Raw genomic sequence first — 14,135 nt, forward strand, 5'->3', positions numbered from 1 at the left:
CGTCCGTGCTCCGGTCGTCCCGCGGACCGGGGGCGCCGGGCGAGGGTTCGACGGTGACCGATGTGCTGATGCGTTGTTCGGGATGGAGCGCTGCTCATCCGTGGCGGGCGGTGGCCGGCTGGCTGTGTTTCGTGGTGCTGTGTGTCGCCGTGGGCACGTCGGCCGGGACGGTCCGGGCGACCACGGAGGACTACCGGATCGGGGAGGCGGGACGCGCGGAGGCCATGGCGGCGGCCGGGGGCCTGCAGCCGCATGCCGTGGAGAACGTCCTGATCACGCGGCCGGACGGGGGCCCGCTCGATCCTGGCGCGGCCGGTGCCGCGGCGGACGACGTCGCGGACCGGATGCGGGTGTTGCCGCAGGTGCGGTCGGTCGAGGCGCCTCGATGGTCCGCGGACGGCAGCGCGATGGTCGTCGCGGTGACGATGGCGGGCCCGGAGCTGGAGGCCAAGGGGCGGGTCGATCCGTTGCTCGCGCAGACCGCCGCGGTCGCGGGAACCACTCCCGAGCTCCGGGTCGCGCAGGTCGGCCCGGCGTCGATCGGCAAGGGCGTGGACCGTCAGCGGTCCGCCGACCTGCTCCGCACCGAGATCGTGGCGGTCCCGGTGACGGTGCTGGTGCTGTTCGTGGTGTTCGGCTCGCTGCTGCTGGCGATGATCCCGTTGCTGCTGGCGGCCACCGCGATCGCCGCGGCGATCGGCTTGTCGATGCCGGCCTCGCACGTGTTCCCGGACGCCGGGGTGGGCACCAACATCATCCTGCTGATCGGGCTGGCCGTCGGGGTGGACTACACGCTGTTCTACCTGAAGCGTGAACGCGAGGAGCGGGAACGTTCGGGTGGGACGCTGAGCGGCGAGGCGATCGTCCGGCTGGCCACGGCGACCGCCGGGCGGACCGTCGTGCTGTCGGGTCTCGCGGTGATCGTGTCGTCGGCGACGCTCTACCTCGCCGACGACGTCATCTTCTCGTCGGTGGCCACCGGGGCGATCACGGTGACCGCGGTCGCGGTACTCAGCGCGCTCACCGTCCTGCCCGCGGTGGTCACGCTCCTCGGCCGGCGTGCGGAACGACGAGGGACCGGACGCCGGTGGGGGCGCAGCCTCCGGCGCCGGACCTCCGGTCCCGGCCGGCTGACCGGGCGGGCACTGCGCCGGGCCGGGCGGCGCCCGGTGTCCACACTGGTGGGCTCGGTGGTGGCACTGCTCGTCCTCGCCGTGCCGATGATCGGGCTGAGCATCACCGACATGGGCCGGGAGACGCACTCCCGCGAGATCCCGGAGATGGTCGGCTACGACCGGCTGAACGGCGCGTTCCCCGACCTGATCGCCACGAACCGGATCGTCGTCGCGGACCGGCCGGAGCGCTCCGGCGCGGTGGCCGCCGAGCTGGACCGCCTGGCCCACGCGGTGACCGGTGCCGCGGCGGGGGACCGGATCCGGATCTCCGACGACGGCGGCGTTACCGTTCTCGATCTCCCGGTTCCCCATCACGTGGGCTCGGAGCCGGCCCGGGCCGCCCTGGCCGACCTGCGGGAGCAGGCGGTCCCACGACTGGCAGCGGCGCTGCCCGGCGCGGACGTCGCGGTGACCGGCGACGTCGCCCGGTACGCGGACTACCCGCAGCACCAGGCCGAGCGGCTCCCGCTGATCATCGCCGCGCTGTTGCTGGTCACGTTCACCATGACGGCATGGGCGTTCCGGTCGATCGTGCTCGGCGCGCTGGGGGTCGTGCTGAACCTGCTGTCCGCGGCCGCCGCGATGGGCGTGGTGGTCGCGGTGTTCCAGCCGACGTGGGCCGAGGGGCTGCTCGACTTCACCTCGACCGGCTCCATCGGGTCCCGGGTGCCGCTGTTCCTGCTGGTGATCCTGTTCGGACTGTCGATGGACTACCAGTTCTTCGTGCTCAGCCGGATCCGGGAGGCGGTCCGCAGCGGGCTCGGTGCCCGCGAGGCGGTGCTGGCCGGCATGAGCCTGTCCGGGCGGGTGGTGACGAGCGCGTCGGTCGTCATGGTGACGGTGTTCGGGGCGTTCGCGTTCCTGCACCTGATCGAGATGAAGCAGATCGGCCTCGGGCTGGCGGTCGCGGTCCTGCTGGACGCGTTCGTCGTCCGGCTGCTGGTGCTTCCCTCGGTGTTGCTGCTGCTGGGGGACAAGGCATGGTGGCCCGGTTCCCCCGCCCCGCAGACGTCCGCCGGGCCGCCGGGACGGATCGAGGTGGCACGTCGGTGAACCTGTTCGGAGCCGGGATCGGCCGGTGGTACCCGGTCGTGTGGGTGCTGTTCGGGCTCGCCCCGCCGGTGATCGGGGCGGTGGACGAGGCACCCGGTGTCCGGGCCGTCGTCTGGTCGGCGGTGACCGTGCTCGGGCTGGTGTACGCCGGCACCCACGGCACGGCCCGGACGGCGAGCGCGCCGGCGTGGCTGTTCCCGGCGGTGCTCACCGCCGCGATCGGAACCCTCGCGGTGTTCTCGGCCGGGGCCGAGGCGTTGTTCGTCGTCTCGCTGCCGCTGTACTGGTCGTCGGCCGCCCACCCGCGCGTTCCGCTGGTGTGGAGTGCGGTTGCTGCCGTGCTGGCGGTCGCGCCCGGGCTCGGGTCGTGGTGGGAGGGCGGGAGCACGTCCCTCGGACTCCCGGTCGTGGCCGCGGGGTTCCTGGCGGGCGCCGGGCTGGGCCTGTGGGGGCACCGCGTCGCGGCCCAGGCGGGGGAGCGGGCCGACCGGCTGGGCCAGGAGCTGACGCGGACCCGGCGCGAACTGGCCGAGGTGCACCAGCGCCAAGGCGCGGCCGAGGAGCGGGAGCGGCTCGCCCGGGAGATCCACGACACGCTCGCCCAGGGCCTCGCCTCGATCGTCGCGCTCGCCGCGGCGGCCCGGGCCGCGGTCACCGCCGACGCCGCGACGGCCGTCCGCCGGCTGGAGTCGATCGAGTCCACCGCGCGGGAGAACCTGGCCGAGGCACGGGCACTGGTCGGCGGGCCCTCCGGGGACGCGCACGGGCCCGCATCCGTCGCCCCGGCCCTGCACCGGACGGCGGAGCGGCTGGCCGAGGACACCGGCATCGCGGTCTCTGGCGAGCTGGCCGAGATCCCGCTCGGCCGGGCGGAGCGGCTCGCGCTGCTGCGGTGCACCCAGGAGTCGCTGGCGAACGTCCGCAGGCACGCCGGGGCGAGCAGCGTCTCGATCACGCTCACCGCCGTCGGCGACCGGGCCGAGCTCGAGATCGTCGACGACGGCCGGGGCTTCGTGACCACCGAGGCCGAGGGGTTCGGGCTCGCCGGGATGGCCCGGCGGATGACCGAGCTGGGTGGGCGGCTCACGGTCACCAGCGCACCCGGGACCGGAACGCGAATCCTGGCGTCGCTGCCGCGGGTACGGGAGGGTGAGCCGTGACCGGGGACGACGCGGCGGTACGGGTGCTCGTGGTCGACGACCACGCCGTGATGCGAGCCGGTGTGGCGGCGCTGCTCGACGGCGAGCCGTCGGTCCGGATCGTCGGCGAGGCGGCGGACGGTCACGAGGCCCTCGCCCTGATCGACTCGCTGCGGCCCGACGTCGCGCTGGTGGACCTGCGCATGCCCGGACTCGACGGCGTCGAGCTCACCGCGCGGGTGACCGCCGGTGCGACCCCGACGCGGGTACTCGTGCTCACCACCTACGACGGTGACGACGACATCGAGCGGGCGGTCGAGTCCGGTGCGGTCGGCTACCTGCTCAAGGACACCCACCGGGCGCAGCTCGTCGACGGGATCCGGGCGGCGAGCCGCGGGGAGACGGTCCTCGCCCCTCGGGTGGCGGCCCGGTTGCTGGCCCGGGCCCGCAACCCCGAGCCCGACCCGGTCCTCACCCCGCGCGAGGTCGAGGTGCTCGCCGCCGCCGCAGAAGGCCTGGTGAACGCCGCGATCGGGCGTCGGCTCGGGATCGGGGAGGCAACGGTGAAGACCCATCTGCTCCGGACGTTCGCGAAACTCGGGGTCGGCGACCGGACCAGCGCGGTCGTCGTCGCGATGGAGAGCGGCCTGTTGCCCGGATCGGGCGGAGACCGGGGCCGCGACGCCCGGTGACCGCCGCCGGGGATCCCCGATCCGCCCCGTGACCGTCCGAACCGAAGTCGATACGCCCGCGACGATCGGTGGGCACGGTGGCACCGCACGTGTGTAGCGCGGTGGGCCTGCGGTGCGGTGGGATCGACGACGACGCGACGGGGCGGGCCGGGAGTGCGCGCCGAGGGGGGATGACGATGGCGTCGGTGCTGCAGCCGGCCGATACGCGGGAGCGAACGGTGCCGCGCCTGGCGAGGTGGCCGGTCGGTCTGACCGCGGCCGCGGTCACCGTGGTGCATCTGGTGGCGGGGTCGCTGGGGCGTGGCTACTGGTTCGACGAGGCGTTGATGCTGGCGATCGGGCGTCATCATCTGGACTGGGGTTCGGCGGATCAGCCGCCGTTGGCGCCGGTGATCGCGGGGCTGGCCGATCTGGTCGCGCCCGGTTCGATGCCGGTGTTGCGGTTGGTGCCGTCGGTGGCGACGGGGTTGGCGGTGCTGGTCGCGGCGTTGATCGCTCGTGAGCTGGGTGGGGATCGGCGGGCGCAGACGTTGACGGCGCTCGCTCAGGCCACGGCGGTGTTCACGACGTTGGCCGGGCACTGGCTGACCCCGTACACCCTGGAGCCGGTGCAGTGGCTGGTGCTGGTGTGGCTGTTGGTGCGCTGGATTCGGGTTCGTGAGGATCGGTGGTTGCTGGCGCTGGGGCCGGTGCTGGGGGTCGCGGCGCTGACGAAGTTCCAGGTGATCTTGTTCGGTGTGGTGCTGGTGTTGATGGTGCTGGTTGCCGGGCCGCGGGAGTTGCTGCGCAGGCCGGCGTTGTGGGGTGCGGCGTTGATCGGGGCGTTGATCGCCGCGCCGACGCTGGTCTGGCAGGCGGTGCACGGTTGGCCGCAGCTGCGGATGGCGTCGGTGCTCAGTGCGGAGGCGCAGGCGCTCTACGGGGGCCGGCCGGGGATCGCGGGCGCGCTGGTGATCATGGCGGGGGTCCTCGGCACGGTCCTGGTGTTCGTCGGTCTGGTCGTGGTCTGGACGGATCCGCGGTTGCGGGTCTATCGCTTCCTGGGTCTGACGTTCCTGGTGCTGTTCGGCTTCTTCGTGGCGACGGCCGGGCGGCCCTACTATCTGGACGGTTTGTACGGGGCGTTGGCTGCGGTGGGGGCGGTGGCGTTGCAGCATCGACGCGAGGCGGGGCACCGGCGCTTGTCGTGGGTGGCGTGGCCGGGTGCGGTGCTGGCGGTGGTGGTGGCGCTGGTGACCCTGTCGGTGTCGCAGTCCCTGAGCCGCCCGGAGACCCCGGATCGGGTGACGGGTCAGGTCCAGCAGGTTTATGCGGGTCTGTCGCCGCAGCAGCGGGACCGCACGGTGGTCTACGGCGCGTCCTACATCTGGGCCGCTTTCGTCGACACCGCCGATCCCGCGCTGGGTCTTCCCGAGGCGCACAGCGGTAACCGTGCCTACGGCTATTTCGATCCGCCGCCCGACGACCATGACGTGGTGATCTACGTCGGTGCCGAGCCCGGCAAGCTCGCCCCGGTGATGACCGGTCTGCGCCGGGTCGGCGGGACCGACGACGCCCCGATCTGGCTCGGCGAGGGGCTCGATCGCCCCTGGTCACAGGCCTGGCCCGAGCTGCGATCGCTGACCGTCGGATGAGCGCGCCCGGAGCGATCCCGCTGTTCACCGAGTCCGAGCTGGTGGTCGGGCAGCGGGACAAGCTCGTCGAGGTGGTGAACGAGTACGACGTGCACGACCGGGACGGCACCCTGCTCGGCACCGCCGTCCAGGTCGGGCAGAGCAGGTTCGCCCGAGCGGTGCGGGTGCTGGGCAAGGCCGACCACTTCAAGGCCGTCGAGCTCGAGGTGCGGGACGCGGCCGGGACGCCCGTCCTGCGGCTGACCCGGCCGGCCAAGATCGTCCGGTCGCGCGTCCTCGTCCGGCGGTCCGACGGCACCGACGTCGGCGAGATCCGCCAGGACAGCACCTTCGGCCGGGCCCGCTTCTCGCTCCTGGTCGGAGGGCAGCGGATCGGTGTCCTCACGGCGAAGGACTGGTGGGCGCGCGACTTCACGATCACCGATCACGACGGCGCCGAGATCGCCCGGATCGTCCAGACCTGGGAGGGCCTCACGAAGGCGGTGTTCAGCACGGCCGACAGCTACGTGGTGCGGATCCACCGCCCGCAGGCCGATCCGCTGGCGAGCATGATCGTGGCCTCGGCACTCACCGTGGACACCGCGCTGAAGCAGGACGCCCGATAGGCCCCCCGGTGGCCCGAGTAGATCTTGTCTCAGGCTGAGACGGCGATTGCTGCCCAGCTGAGGTCGTATGTGACACAGTCCACGGAGCTTTGAGCGCAACGAGGCCTCGGAGGTTCGAGGGTATGAACAGCTCGGTCGGGCTCTCGGAACGGGAGCAGATCGCACGGACGACGGGTGTGGGCTCCGGTATCGCGGTGCCGGACCGGATCGCCGCGTCGTGGCAGCGCAGCGCCGCGTTCGGTGCGTCGCTGGACGAGGTCGCGCCGTCGTTCTGCGGTGGGGTGGACGACGAGTCGCTGTTCTACCGGTGCGGGGTCGAGGTCCTCGGCGGGCTGCAGGAGACGCTGGCGAACGAGCCGATCAGCCTGATGCTCACCGATCCCGACGGCGTGGTGCTCAACCGGCTCTGCCACGAGCGGTCGTTGCTCTCGGCGCTCGACGCCGTCTACCTCGCACCCGGCTTCGACTACGGGGAGCAGGAGACGGGCACGACCGGGCTGGGGCTCGCGCTGGCCGACCGGGCTCCGTCGCTGGTCCGTGCCGACCAGCACTTCTGCACCGAGCTGTGGGGCTACACGTGTGCCGCCGCGCCCGTCCTGGATCCGGTGACCGGGGAGCTGGCCGGCACCGTCAACCTCACCACCTGGTCGCAGCAGTCGGACAAGCTGCTCCTGGCGCTCGCGCAGAGCGCCGCCGGTAGCACGGCGGCACTGATGCTGGCGCGGCATCGCGGGCGATCCCCGCGCCCGGCCGCGCACGGGCAGGTCTTCCGGGTCCACCTCCGCCCGCCGGGTACGGCGGTGAGCCCGCCGTCGCCGCAGTGGCGCACGGCGTCGGCCGAGGTCGAGGCGGCGCTGAGCGCGGGCAAGGTGGTCGCAATCGTCGGCGAGGACGGGGTGGGCCGCACGGCACTGCTGACCGACGCCCTGTCCCGGACCCACCCGCGCCACCGGGTTCTGGTGGCACGACCGCCCGCCGTCCAGGACACGCCCGTGTGGCTGGATCTCTGGACGCCGGAGCTGGGTAAGGACGCCACCAGCATCGTCGTCAGCCGGGTCGACGAGCTCGCCTCGTGGGTCGCGACCGAGCTGGGCGGTGTCCTCGAGCAGGCGGCGTCGGCGCCGGTACCCGAGCAGGCGGGGTTCGCGTTGACGGCCCGGAGCGCGGGAGAGGTACCCGCCCCGCTGCGATCCCTGGTCGACGCCTACGTCGAGCTGCCGCCGCTGCGGCACCGCAGCGCGGACATCATGCCCCTGGCCAGGGCGTTCGCCGCGCGGCGACGGCACCGCGAGGTCCGGTTCACCGCCGCGGCGGGGCGCAGCCTGTCGGCGTACCACTGGCCCGGCAACGTCGAGCAGCTGCGGACGGTCGTGGAGTCCGCCGCGGCCCGCAGCGACGTGATCGACGTCCGGCATCTCCCGGCCGAGCTCTCGTGCGGGACACCGCGCCGGATCCTGTCGCGCATCGAGATGGTCGAGCGCGACGAGATCATCCGCTGTCTCGCCGAACCGGGGACGACGATGGGCCAGGCCGCGGCCCGGCTCGGGATCAGCCGGGCGACCCTGTACCGACGCATCGAGGTGTACGGGATCCGCGACCAGAACGAGGATCCCGTTCCATGATCTGACCCGCCGCCCCGATTCGCATTTCGTCAGTTCGTTCCGCGGTGAGTGCTGCCCGGAAACAATCGAGAGAGGAATTCATCGGTGAGTACTCTTCTGTCCGACACCCAGCGCAGAACGCTGGTCGACCTGCTGCGCGCGGCGTTCCCGCACAGCACGTTCCCGGCCGGTCCGTACGAGCGGACCGCGCAGGCCGTGATCGATGCGGCCGCCACCCAGCCGCGGTTGCAGGCACTGCTGGTGCAGGGGTTGAGCGATCTCGACCAGCAGCGTGAGGTCCCGTTCTCGAAGCTGGACGGCGAGACGGCGGCGGTCGTGCTGCGCGGAATCGCCGACACCCCGTTCTTCGCCGGGATCCTCGACGTCGCCGTCGTCGCGCTCTACGACGACCACGAGATCTGGGAGGTCCTCGGCTACGAGGGCGCCTCCTACGACCAGGGTGGCTACGTCAACCGCGGCTTCAACGACCTGGACTGGCTGCCCGACCCGCGCATCGAGCGCTACGAGGAGGCATCGGCATGACCCGCTTCGACTACGACGACTCCGACGTGGTGGTCGTCGTCGGCTCCGGCGCCGGCGGCGGAACCCTGGCCCACGAGCTGTGCAAGCGCGGTTTCAAGACCGTGGTGCTCGAAGCCGGCCCGCACCTGACCGGGGAGGACTACCACAACGACGAGTGGAAGGCCTTCGGCCAGATGGCCTGGACCGACCCCCGGACGACGTCGGGCAGCTGGGCCATCGCCCGCGACTTCCCGAACCTGCCGACCTGGATCGTCAAGGCCGTCGGCGGCACCACGACCCACTGGGCCGGGGCCTGCCCGCGCTTCAAGCCGCACGAGCTCGCCGCGCGCACCGCCTACGGCGACATCGACGGCGCGAGCCTGCTCGACTGGCCGATCACCCTGTCCGAGCTCGAGCCGTACTACGACCAGGCCGAGATCAAGATGGGCGTCACGCACCGGCACGGCCGCCCGCCGCTGCCGGCGAACAACAACTACAAGGTCTTCGCGAACGGTGCGGAGAAGCTGGGCTACCGCGACTACGCCACCGGCCCGTACGCGACCAACGCCGAGCCCTACGACGGCCGTCCCGCCAGCATCCAGGACGGCTTCAACTTCCAGGGCGACAAGCACGGCTCGAAGTGGTCCACGCTGGTCGCCGAGCTGCCCAAGGCCGAGGCCACCGGCAACCTGGACCTGCGCGCGGACAGCCACGTCGCGCAGATCCTGCACGACACCACCGGCCGGGCCACCGGCGTGCTCTACACCGACCGCAACGGCACCCTGCGCCGCCAGCGCGCCGCGGTCGTCTGCGTGGCGGGCAACTCGATCGAGACCGCGCGCCTGCTGCTGCTCTCGGCGTCCACCCAGTTCCCCGACGGGCTGGCCAACTCGTCCGGCCAGGTCGGGCGCAACTACATGCGCCACACCACCGGCACCGTGTGGGGCCAGTTCGACAAGCCGGTGCGGATGTACCGCGGCGAGACGATGGCCGGGGTGATCGGCGACGAGTCCCGCCTCGACACCGACCGGGGCTTCGCCGGTGGCTACTACATGCAGACGATCGCGCTCGGCCCGGCGTTCTTCGCCAAGTTCGTGGCCCCGGGGGGCTGGGGGTCTGCGCTGACCGACGTCGTCGACAGGTATCTCAACACCGCCGGCATGTGGATCGTCGGCGAGGACATGCCGCAGGAGTCCAACCGGGTCACCCTGTCCGGCGAGACCGACGCCCACGGGCTCCCGGTCGCCAACGTCCACTTCGACGACCACCCCAACGACGTGGCGATGCGCCGGCACGGGCACCAGCAGGGCGCGGCCGTCTACAACGCGGTCGGGGCCACCAACACCATCGAGACGCCGCCGTACCCCTCGACGCACAACCTGGGTACCTGCCGGATGAGCCAGCGTCCGGGTGACGGCGTCGTCGACCGGTTCGGTCGTGCGCACGACGTCCCGAACCTGTTCATCTCCGACGGCAGCGTGTTCACCACCGGCGCCGCCGCCAACCCGACCCTGACGATCGTGGCCCTCGCGATCCGGCAGGCGGACCACATCGCGAGCGAGTTCCGCGCGGCCCAGAGCTGAGCCCCCACCCGACGATCCCTGGAGCACACATGGTCACCAGCACCGCGCCACCCGACCCGTACCTCTTCCTGCCCGAGGTGGCGACCTTCACCCTGACCAGCACCGACATCGCCGACGGCGTCCCGCTGCCCACCCCGCAGGTCAGCGGGATCATGGGTGCCGGAGGCCAGGACCGGTCACCGCAGCTGAGCTGGCGCGACTTCCCGTCCGCGACCCGCAGCTTCGCCGTCACCTGCTACGACCCCGACGCCCCCACCGGCAGCGGGTTCTGGCACTGGGCCGTCGCCGACATCCCGGCGACCGTGACCGAGCTGCCCACCGGGGCCGGTGACCCGGGGGCGACCGCGCTGCCCGAAGGCGCACTCGCGCTGCCCAACGACGCGGGCATCCACCAGTTCCTCGGCGCGGCGCCACCGGAGGGGCACGGCGTCCACCGCTACTTCTTCGTGGTGCACGCCGTGGACGTGGCGACGCTGGGCGTGCCCAAGGGGGCCTCGCCCGCCTTCCTCGGGTTCAACCTGTTCTCCCACACCCTGGCCAGGGCCACGATCACCGCCACCTACGAGCGCTGAGCTCAGGGTTCCGGAGCACGGTGCCGGGGCCGGACGACCGGAGGCGGCTGTGAGGTCGCCTCCGGTCAGCCGGCCACGCCGCCGGCGAACGGCATCGTCCGCCACTGCTCGATCGACGGTGTCAGGTATCCGAGAAGCGCGGGCAGCTGCGGTGCGAGTGCGAGGGTGGCGATGACCCGCAGCATGCCCACGGCGTTCACGAACCCCAGGACGTCCCGGTCCAACGATCGCGCCCCGACGCGCCGGGCGCCGCGGTCGTAGGCGGCCTCGAGATCGGGCCCGAGTCCGGCCAGGTCCCATTCGACGGGTCCCGACGTGACCAGCTCGAAGTCGGAGAACAGGTCCCCGTCCGTCCCGTAGAAGACGTTGGCGGGCGGGCAGTCGCCGTGGATCGGCCGGAGCTCGATCCCCGGGAACGTCTTCTCGAAGACCGCGCGGGAGGACACGAGGGGCTCCAGGACCTGCCACTCGCGACGGGCGCGGTCCAGGTCCGCCGGGTCGAGGAGATCGGGCCGCCTTTCGAGCAGCGCGAGGCTCTGCGTGACGAACTGCGGTTCGGCCGCGGACAGGAATGACAGCCGGCCGGGGTAGTCGCGCATCGCGACGTGCAGTTCGGCGACGGACTCGGCGTTCGCGACGTAGTCGGGCTCCCGGTCGTGGTCCTGGTCGACGAACTGCCAGAACGTCATCGAGAACCCGCCGCGCTGCACGGGCTCCGCGGGCACGAGCGGGCTGGGCGGGATGACGGGTGTGCCCCGCTCGGTGAGCCACCGGGCCACGTCCAGCTCCGCCCGCTGGCGGTGCGCCAGGTGCTCGAGGCTCGCGTAGTGCGGCAGGACGGTGGGGATGCGGGCGACCACCGGCGCGGGTGCGAGGTGGACGACGACCGAGAACAGGTCGTACAGCACCCGCGCGTCCGACACAGTGAGCCCGAGATCGCGCCCCGCACCGGCCGCCGCGTCGACCGCGGCACGGGTACGGCGGACGAGGTCTTCCGGGGTCGCGAAGTCGGACATCCGAGCGAGTCTTCCATCTCCCGGGAGGGGCGGTGCCCCTCATGATCACCGGATGTGGAGTGTGACGTCCGTTTCGCGTACGCAGCGCTCCACAGCCGGTGATCACCGGGTCTCCGTCCCGAGTTAATAGAGTGGCTGCTCTGCTAATGTTGCCGGGTGCCGTCCTCCCGGGTCCGTCTCGCCTCGCTGCTCGGCATCGCGCTCGGTGCGCCGCTGACCGCGGAGTACCTGCAGGCCTACCTGTCGTCGACCGGGGACCTGCCCGCGATGCTGGCCGGGATCCTGGTGTTCGCGCCGCTCTACGGTGGGGCCGCCCTGCTGATCCGGGAGATCGCGGTCCGCACCGGCCGCGGCTGGACCGGGATCCTGCTGCTGGGCGCGGCGTTCGGTGTGGCGATGCCCGGGGTGATCGACCTGGCGATGTTCGGCGCCGAGCGCCCGGACATCGCGTACTGGGCGGAACTGCGGGAACCCACCCTGATCGCGCCGCTGGGGCTCAGCGCGTTCGCGACGCTGGGCTGGGTGGTCGGCCACGTCGTGATGAGCATCGGTGCGCCGCTCGCGGTGCAGCAGGTGCTGGCGTCGTCCGCGCGGGGCCGGCCGCTGCTCGGCCGGTGGGGGATCGCCGCGGTGCTCCTGCTGTGGGCGCTCGCCGCGGCACTCGTCCACGGTGACGGTCGTCAGGTCTACGGCTATGTCCCGTCCGCCGGGCAGGTGGGCGGTGTGCTGCTGACGGTGGCGGTCCTGGTGGTCGTCGCGATGTCCCGCGCAGGTGTGCCCGTCCGGGAGCGCCCGGACGGTCGCCCGGTCCCGGCCGCCGCGATCCTCGCCGGTGGCATCGCGGCCAAGGTGGCCTTCGATCTCCTCCCACCGACCTGGACGGGGTTTGCGTTCGGCATGGGTCTCCTGCTCCTCGTCGCGACTGCGCTCCGCCGGCTCGCCACGCGGCGGCAGTGGGCCTCGCGCGAGATCGGGCTTGTCGGAGTCGCCGTCATCCTCGGTGGAGTGCTGATCGGCTTCGCGAGTCCGGTGCCGGACGGTGTGGCGGTCGCGGCCAAGCTCGGGCAGAACGTCGTCCTGCTCCTGCCGGCGGTTCTGCTCGCCGTGGTCGTGGTCCGCCGTGCTCGGGAGTCTACGTCGTGGTCTCGCACGCCGACGAACCGGGAACACCGTCGGGGTGATCGATTCGCGCGCTGGGTCAGGGCCGGCCGTGGTGGGTCCGGAACACGTCGCCCGGGTCGACTGCGCGCTTGATCGCGGCCAGCCGCTCGACGTCGCCGGGCCGGTAGCCGTTCGCGAGCGCTGCGGCGGTCACGTCAGGGCCGGACAGGAAGTTCACGCACACCCCGCAGGTGCCCCAGGGTTCCATCGCGGTGACGAGCCGTTCGAGCGCCGACCGCAGCCGCGGTACACGCTCGCCCTCGGCGACGCCGCCGGCGTAGAGCACGAACTCGCCGTCCCGGCGGGCGAGTGCGCTCGGCAGGGCTCCCGGCCGGGCCAGCGCTCCTCCGGTGTGGCGCAGTTCCACCAGGTACGGCGCGTCGGCGGTGGGGCCGGCGTGCCGCAGAAGCTCCGTCACGGCCCCGGCGTCCAGCGAATCGAGCACGAGGTTGCGGGCGTGGAACGGCACCGGGGCGGTGGGCTCGGCGTGGATCGTGCCGACGGCGACGTACGGCATCTCGGTGACGGTGTCGGTCACCGGCCCCAGGTCCCGGAACGGGCGGACCAGCCGTTCCCCGTCGGTGGCCGGGCCGGTGAAGGCGAACCGGACGTGCGCGACGTAGCGGCCACGCAGCGCGTCGGGCAGCACCGGGAGGTCCGGCATTCTGATCAGCAGTACCGACGAGCTCATCGACTCCGGCACGGTGCGTGTCCACCGGGCCCAGGTCGCGACGGTGCGCTCGGCCGTGTCGGCGGCGAAGTGCATGCCGCCGCCGTAGAGCCGGGCGATCGGGTGCAGGTCGATCTCGAGCGCGACGACGACGCCGAGCGTGCCCTTGCCGCCCCCGCGCAACGCCCAGAACAGGTCGGGCTCGTGGGTTGCGGTGGCCCGGCGCAGCGTGCCGTCCGCAGTGACGATCTCGATGGCGCGGACGTGGTCGACGGCCCAGCCGAGGCTGCGCCCGAGTATCCCGAGTCCACCGCCGAGGTGGTAGGACACGGCTCCGACCTCGGGCGACGAGCCGTTCGCCGGTGCGAGAGCGTGTTCGGCCGCGGCCGCCACCAGCGCGCCGCTGCGCACGCCCGCCTCGAACCGCGCGGTGCGGGCCACCGGGTCGACGGTGATGCCGTCCATCCGTGAGGTGGTGATCAGTACCTGGCCGTCGGCGGGCCGGGACGGTCCGTGCCCGGTGGCCTGGACCGCCACGCCGAGACCGTGCGTGGCGGCGTACCTGACCGCGGCGATCACGTCGTCGGTGGTCGCTGCCGGAACGACGACGGCCGGCTTGTGCTCGACCGAGAGGTTGTAGCCGGTCCGCTCGGTGTCGTAGCCGGGATCGGTGGCGGTGAGGTAATCCGTCATGCATCGAGAATGAGCCCGT

At 72.6% G+C, this 14,135-nt stretch carries 12 protein-coding genes; 10 read left to right on the plus strand and 2 right to left on the minus strand.

All coding sequences use genetic code 11. The annotated features are described in order from the left end of the window. Positions 1 to 53 precede the first annotated feature (53 nt). The 9 genes from JOF36_RS10470 (at position 54) to JOF36_RS10510 (ending at position 10,576) form a co-directional block, all read left to right on the plus strand. A complete protein-coding gene (locus JOF36_RS10470; protein WP_210026467.1) occupies positions 54 to 2,228 on the plus strand; it encodes an MMPL family transporter in 2,175 nt (724 codons plus the stop codon). Next, the gene (locus tag JOF36_RS10475; protein WP_210026469.1) at positions 2,225 to 3,388 is read left to right on the plus strand and encodes a sensor histidine kinase; all 1,164 of its coding nucleotides are present in this window, start codon (positions 2,225 to 2,227) and stop codon (positions 3,386 to 3,388) included. Before JOF36_RS10470 ends, JOF36_RS10475 begins: the two co-directional genes overlap by 4 nt. Further along, complete coding sequence (locus tag JOF36_RS10480; RefSeq protein ID WP_307862303.1) at positions 3,385 to 4,059, plus strand: response regulator; 675 nt, start codon at positions 3,385 to 3,387, stop codon at positions 4,057 to 4,059. The genes JOF36_RS10475 and JOF36_RS10480 overlap by 4 nt, the downstream gene beginning before the upstream one ends. Positions 4,060 to 4,277: 218 nt before the next feature. Then, positions 4,278 to 5,693, plus strand: a complete 1,416-nt coding sequence (locus tag JOF36_RS10485) for a glycosyltransferase family 39 protein (RefSeq protein ID WP_307862304.1) — start codon at positions 4,278 to 4,280, stop codon at positions 5,691 to 5,693. Then, entirely contained in the window at positions 5,690 to 6,298 is a 609-nt protein-coding gene (locus JOF36_RS10490) for an LURP-one-related/scramblase family protein (RefSeq protein WP_210026472.1), read from the plus strand. The genes JOF36_RS10485 and JOF36_RS10490 overlap by 4 nt, the downstream gene beginning before the upstream one ends. Positions 6,299 to 6,420: 122 nt before the next feature. Further along, positions 6,421 to 7,920, plus strand: coding sequence for an AAA-type ATPase lid domain-containing protein (locus tag JOF36_RS10495; protein ID WP_210026474.1), 1,500 nt, complete (start codon positions 6,421 to 6,423; stop codon positions 7,918 to 7,920). A gap of 84 nt (positions 7,921 to 8,004) precedes the next feature. Next, positions 8,005 to 8,442 carry a hypothetical protein gene (locus tag JOF36_RS10500; protein ID WP_210026475.1) on the plus strand — a complete coding sequence of 146 codons (438 nt, stop codon included), beginning with the start codon at positions 8,005 to 8,007 and terminating at the stop codon, positions 8,440 to 8,442. After that, a complete protein-coding gene (locus JOF36_RS10505) occupies positions 8,439 to 10,004 on the plus strand; it encodes a GMC family oxidoreductase (protein ID WP_210026476.1) in 1,566 nt (521 codons plus the stop codon). Before JOF36_RS10500 ends, JOF36_RS10505 begins: the two co-directional genes overlap by 4 nt. A gap of 29 nt (positions 10,005 to 10,033) precedes the next feature. Then, positions 10,034 to 10,576, plus strand: a complete 543-nt coding sequence (locus tag JOF36_RS10510) for a YbhB/YbcL family Raf kinase inhibitor-like protein (protein ID WP_210026477.1) — start codon at positions 10,034 to 10,036, stop codon at positions 10,574 to 10,576. Positions 10,577 to 10,641: 65 nt separating this feature from the next. Here the strand turns inward: JOF36_RS10510 and JOF36_RS10515 are convergent, their stop codons facing one another. Then, positions 10,642 to 11,592, minus strand: a complete 951-nt coding sequence (locus JOF36_RS10515; RefSeq protein WP_210026478.1) for an aminoglycoside phosphotransferase family protein — start codon at positions 11,590 to 11,592, stop codon at positions 10,642 to 10,644. Between the two features lie 156 nt (positions 11,593 to 11,748). On the opposite strand from JOF36_RS10515, the gene JOF36_RS10520 reads away from it, so the two are divergent. Continuing rightward, positions 11,749 to 12,846, plus strand: coding sequence for an AF_0692 family protein (locus tag JOF36_RS10520; RefSeq protein ID WP_210026479.1), 1,098 nt, complete (start codon positions 11,749 to 11,751; stop codon positions 12,844 to 12,846). Here JOF36_RS10520 and JOF36_RS10525 read toward each other — a convergent pair. Next, positions 12,791 to 14,116, minus strand: a complete 1,326-nt coding sequence (locus tag JOF36_RS10525) for an FAD-binding oxidoreductase (RefSeq protein WP_210026480.1) — start codon at positions 14,114 to 14,116, stop codon at positions 12,791 to 12,793. The genes JOF36_RS10520 and JOF36_RS10525 overlap by 56 nt on opposite strands. Between the last annotated feature and the right edge of the window lie 19 nt (positions 14,117 to 14,135).

Origin of the sequence: Pseudonocardia parietis, assembly GCF_017876315.1 — a bacterium.
Taxonomy (GTDB): Bacteria; Actinomycetota; Actinomycetes; order Mycobacteriales; family Pseudonocardiaceae; genus Pseudonocardia; species Pseudonocardia parietis.

Excerpts from the sequence above, each read along its gene's own strand:
- JOF36_RS10490 (WP_210026472.1), top strand. The coding sequence starts at position 5,690 with ATGAGCGCGCCCGGAGCGATCCCGCTGTTCACCGAGTCCGAGCTGGTG.
- JOF36_RS10505 (WP_210026476.1), top strand. The coding sequence starts at position 8,439 with ATGACCCGCTTCGACTACGACGACTCCGACGTGGTGGTCGTCGTCGGC.
- JOF36_RS10525 (WP_210026480.1), bottom strand. The coding sequence starts at position 14,116 with ATGACGGATTACCTCACCGCCACCGATCCCGGCTACGACACCGAGCGG.
- JOF36_RS10515 (WP_210026478.1), bottom strand. The coding sequence starts at position 11,592 with ATGTCCGACTTCGCGACCCCGGAAGACCTCGTCCGCCGTACCCGTGCC.
- JOF36_RS10510 (WP_210026477.1), top strand. The coding sequence starts at position 10,034 with ATGGTCACCAGCACCGCGCCACCCGACCCGTACCTCTTCCTGCCCGAG.
- JOF36_RS10495 (WP_210026474.1), top strand. The coding sequence starts at position 6,421 with ATGAACAGCTCGGTCGGGCTCTCGGAACGGGAGCAGATCGCACGGACG.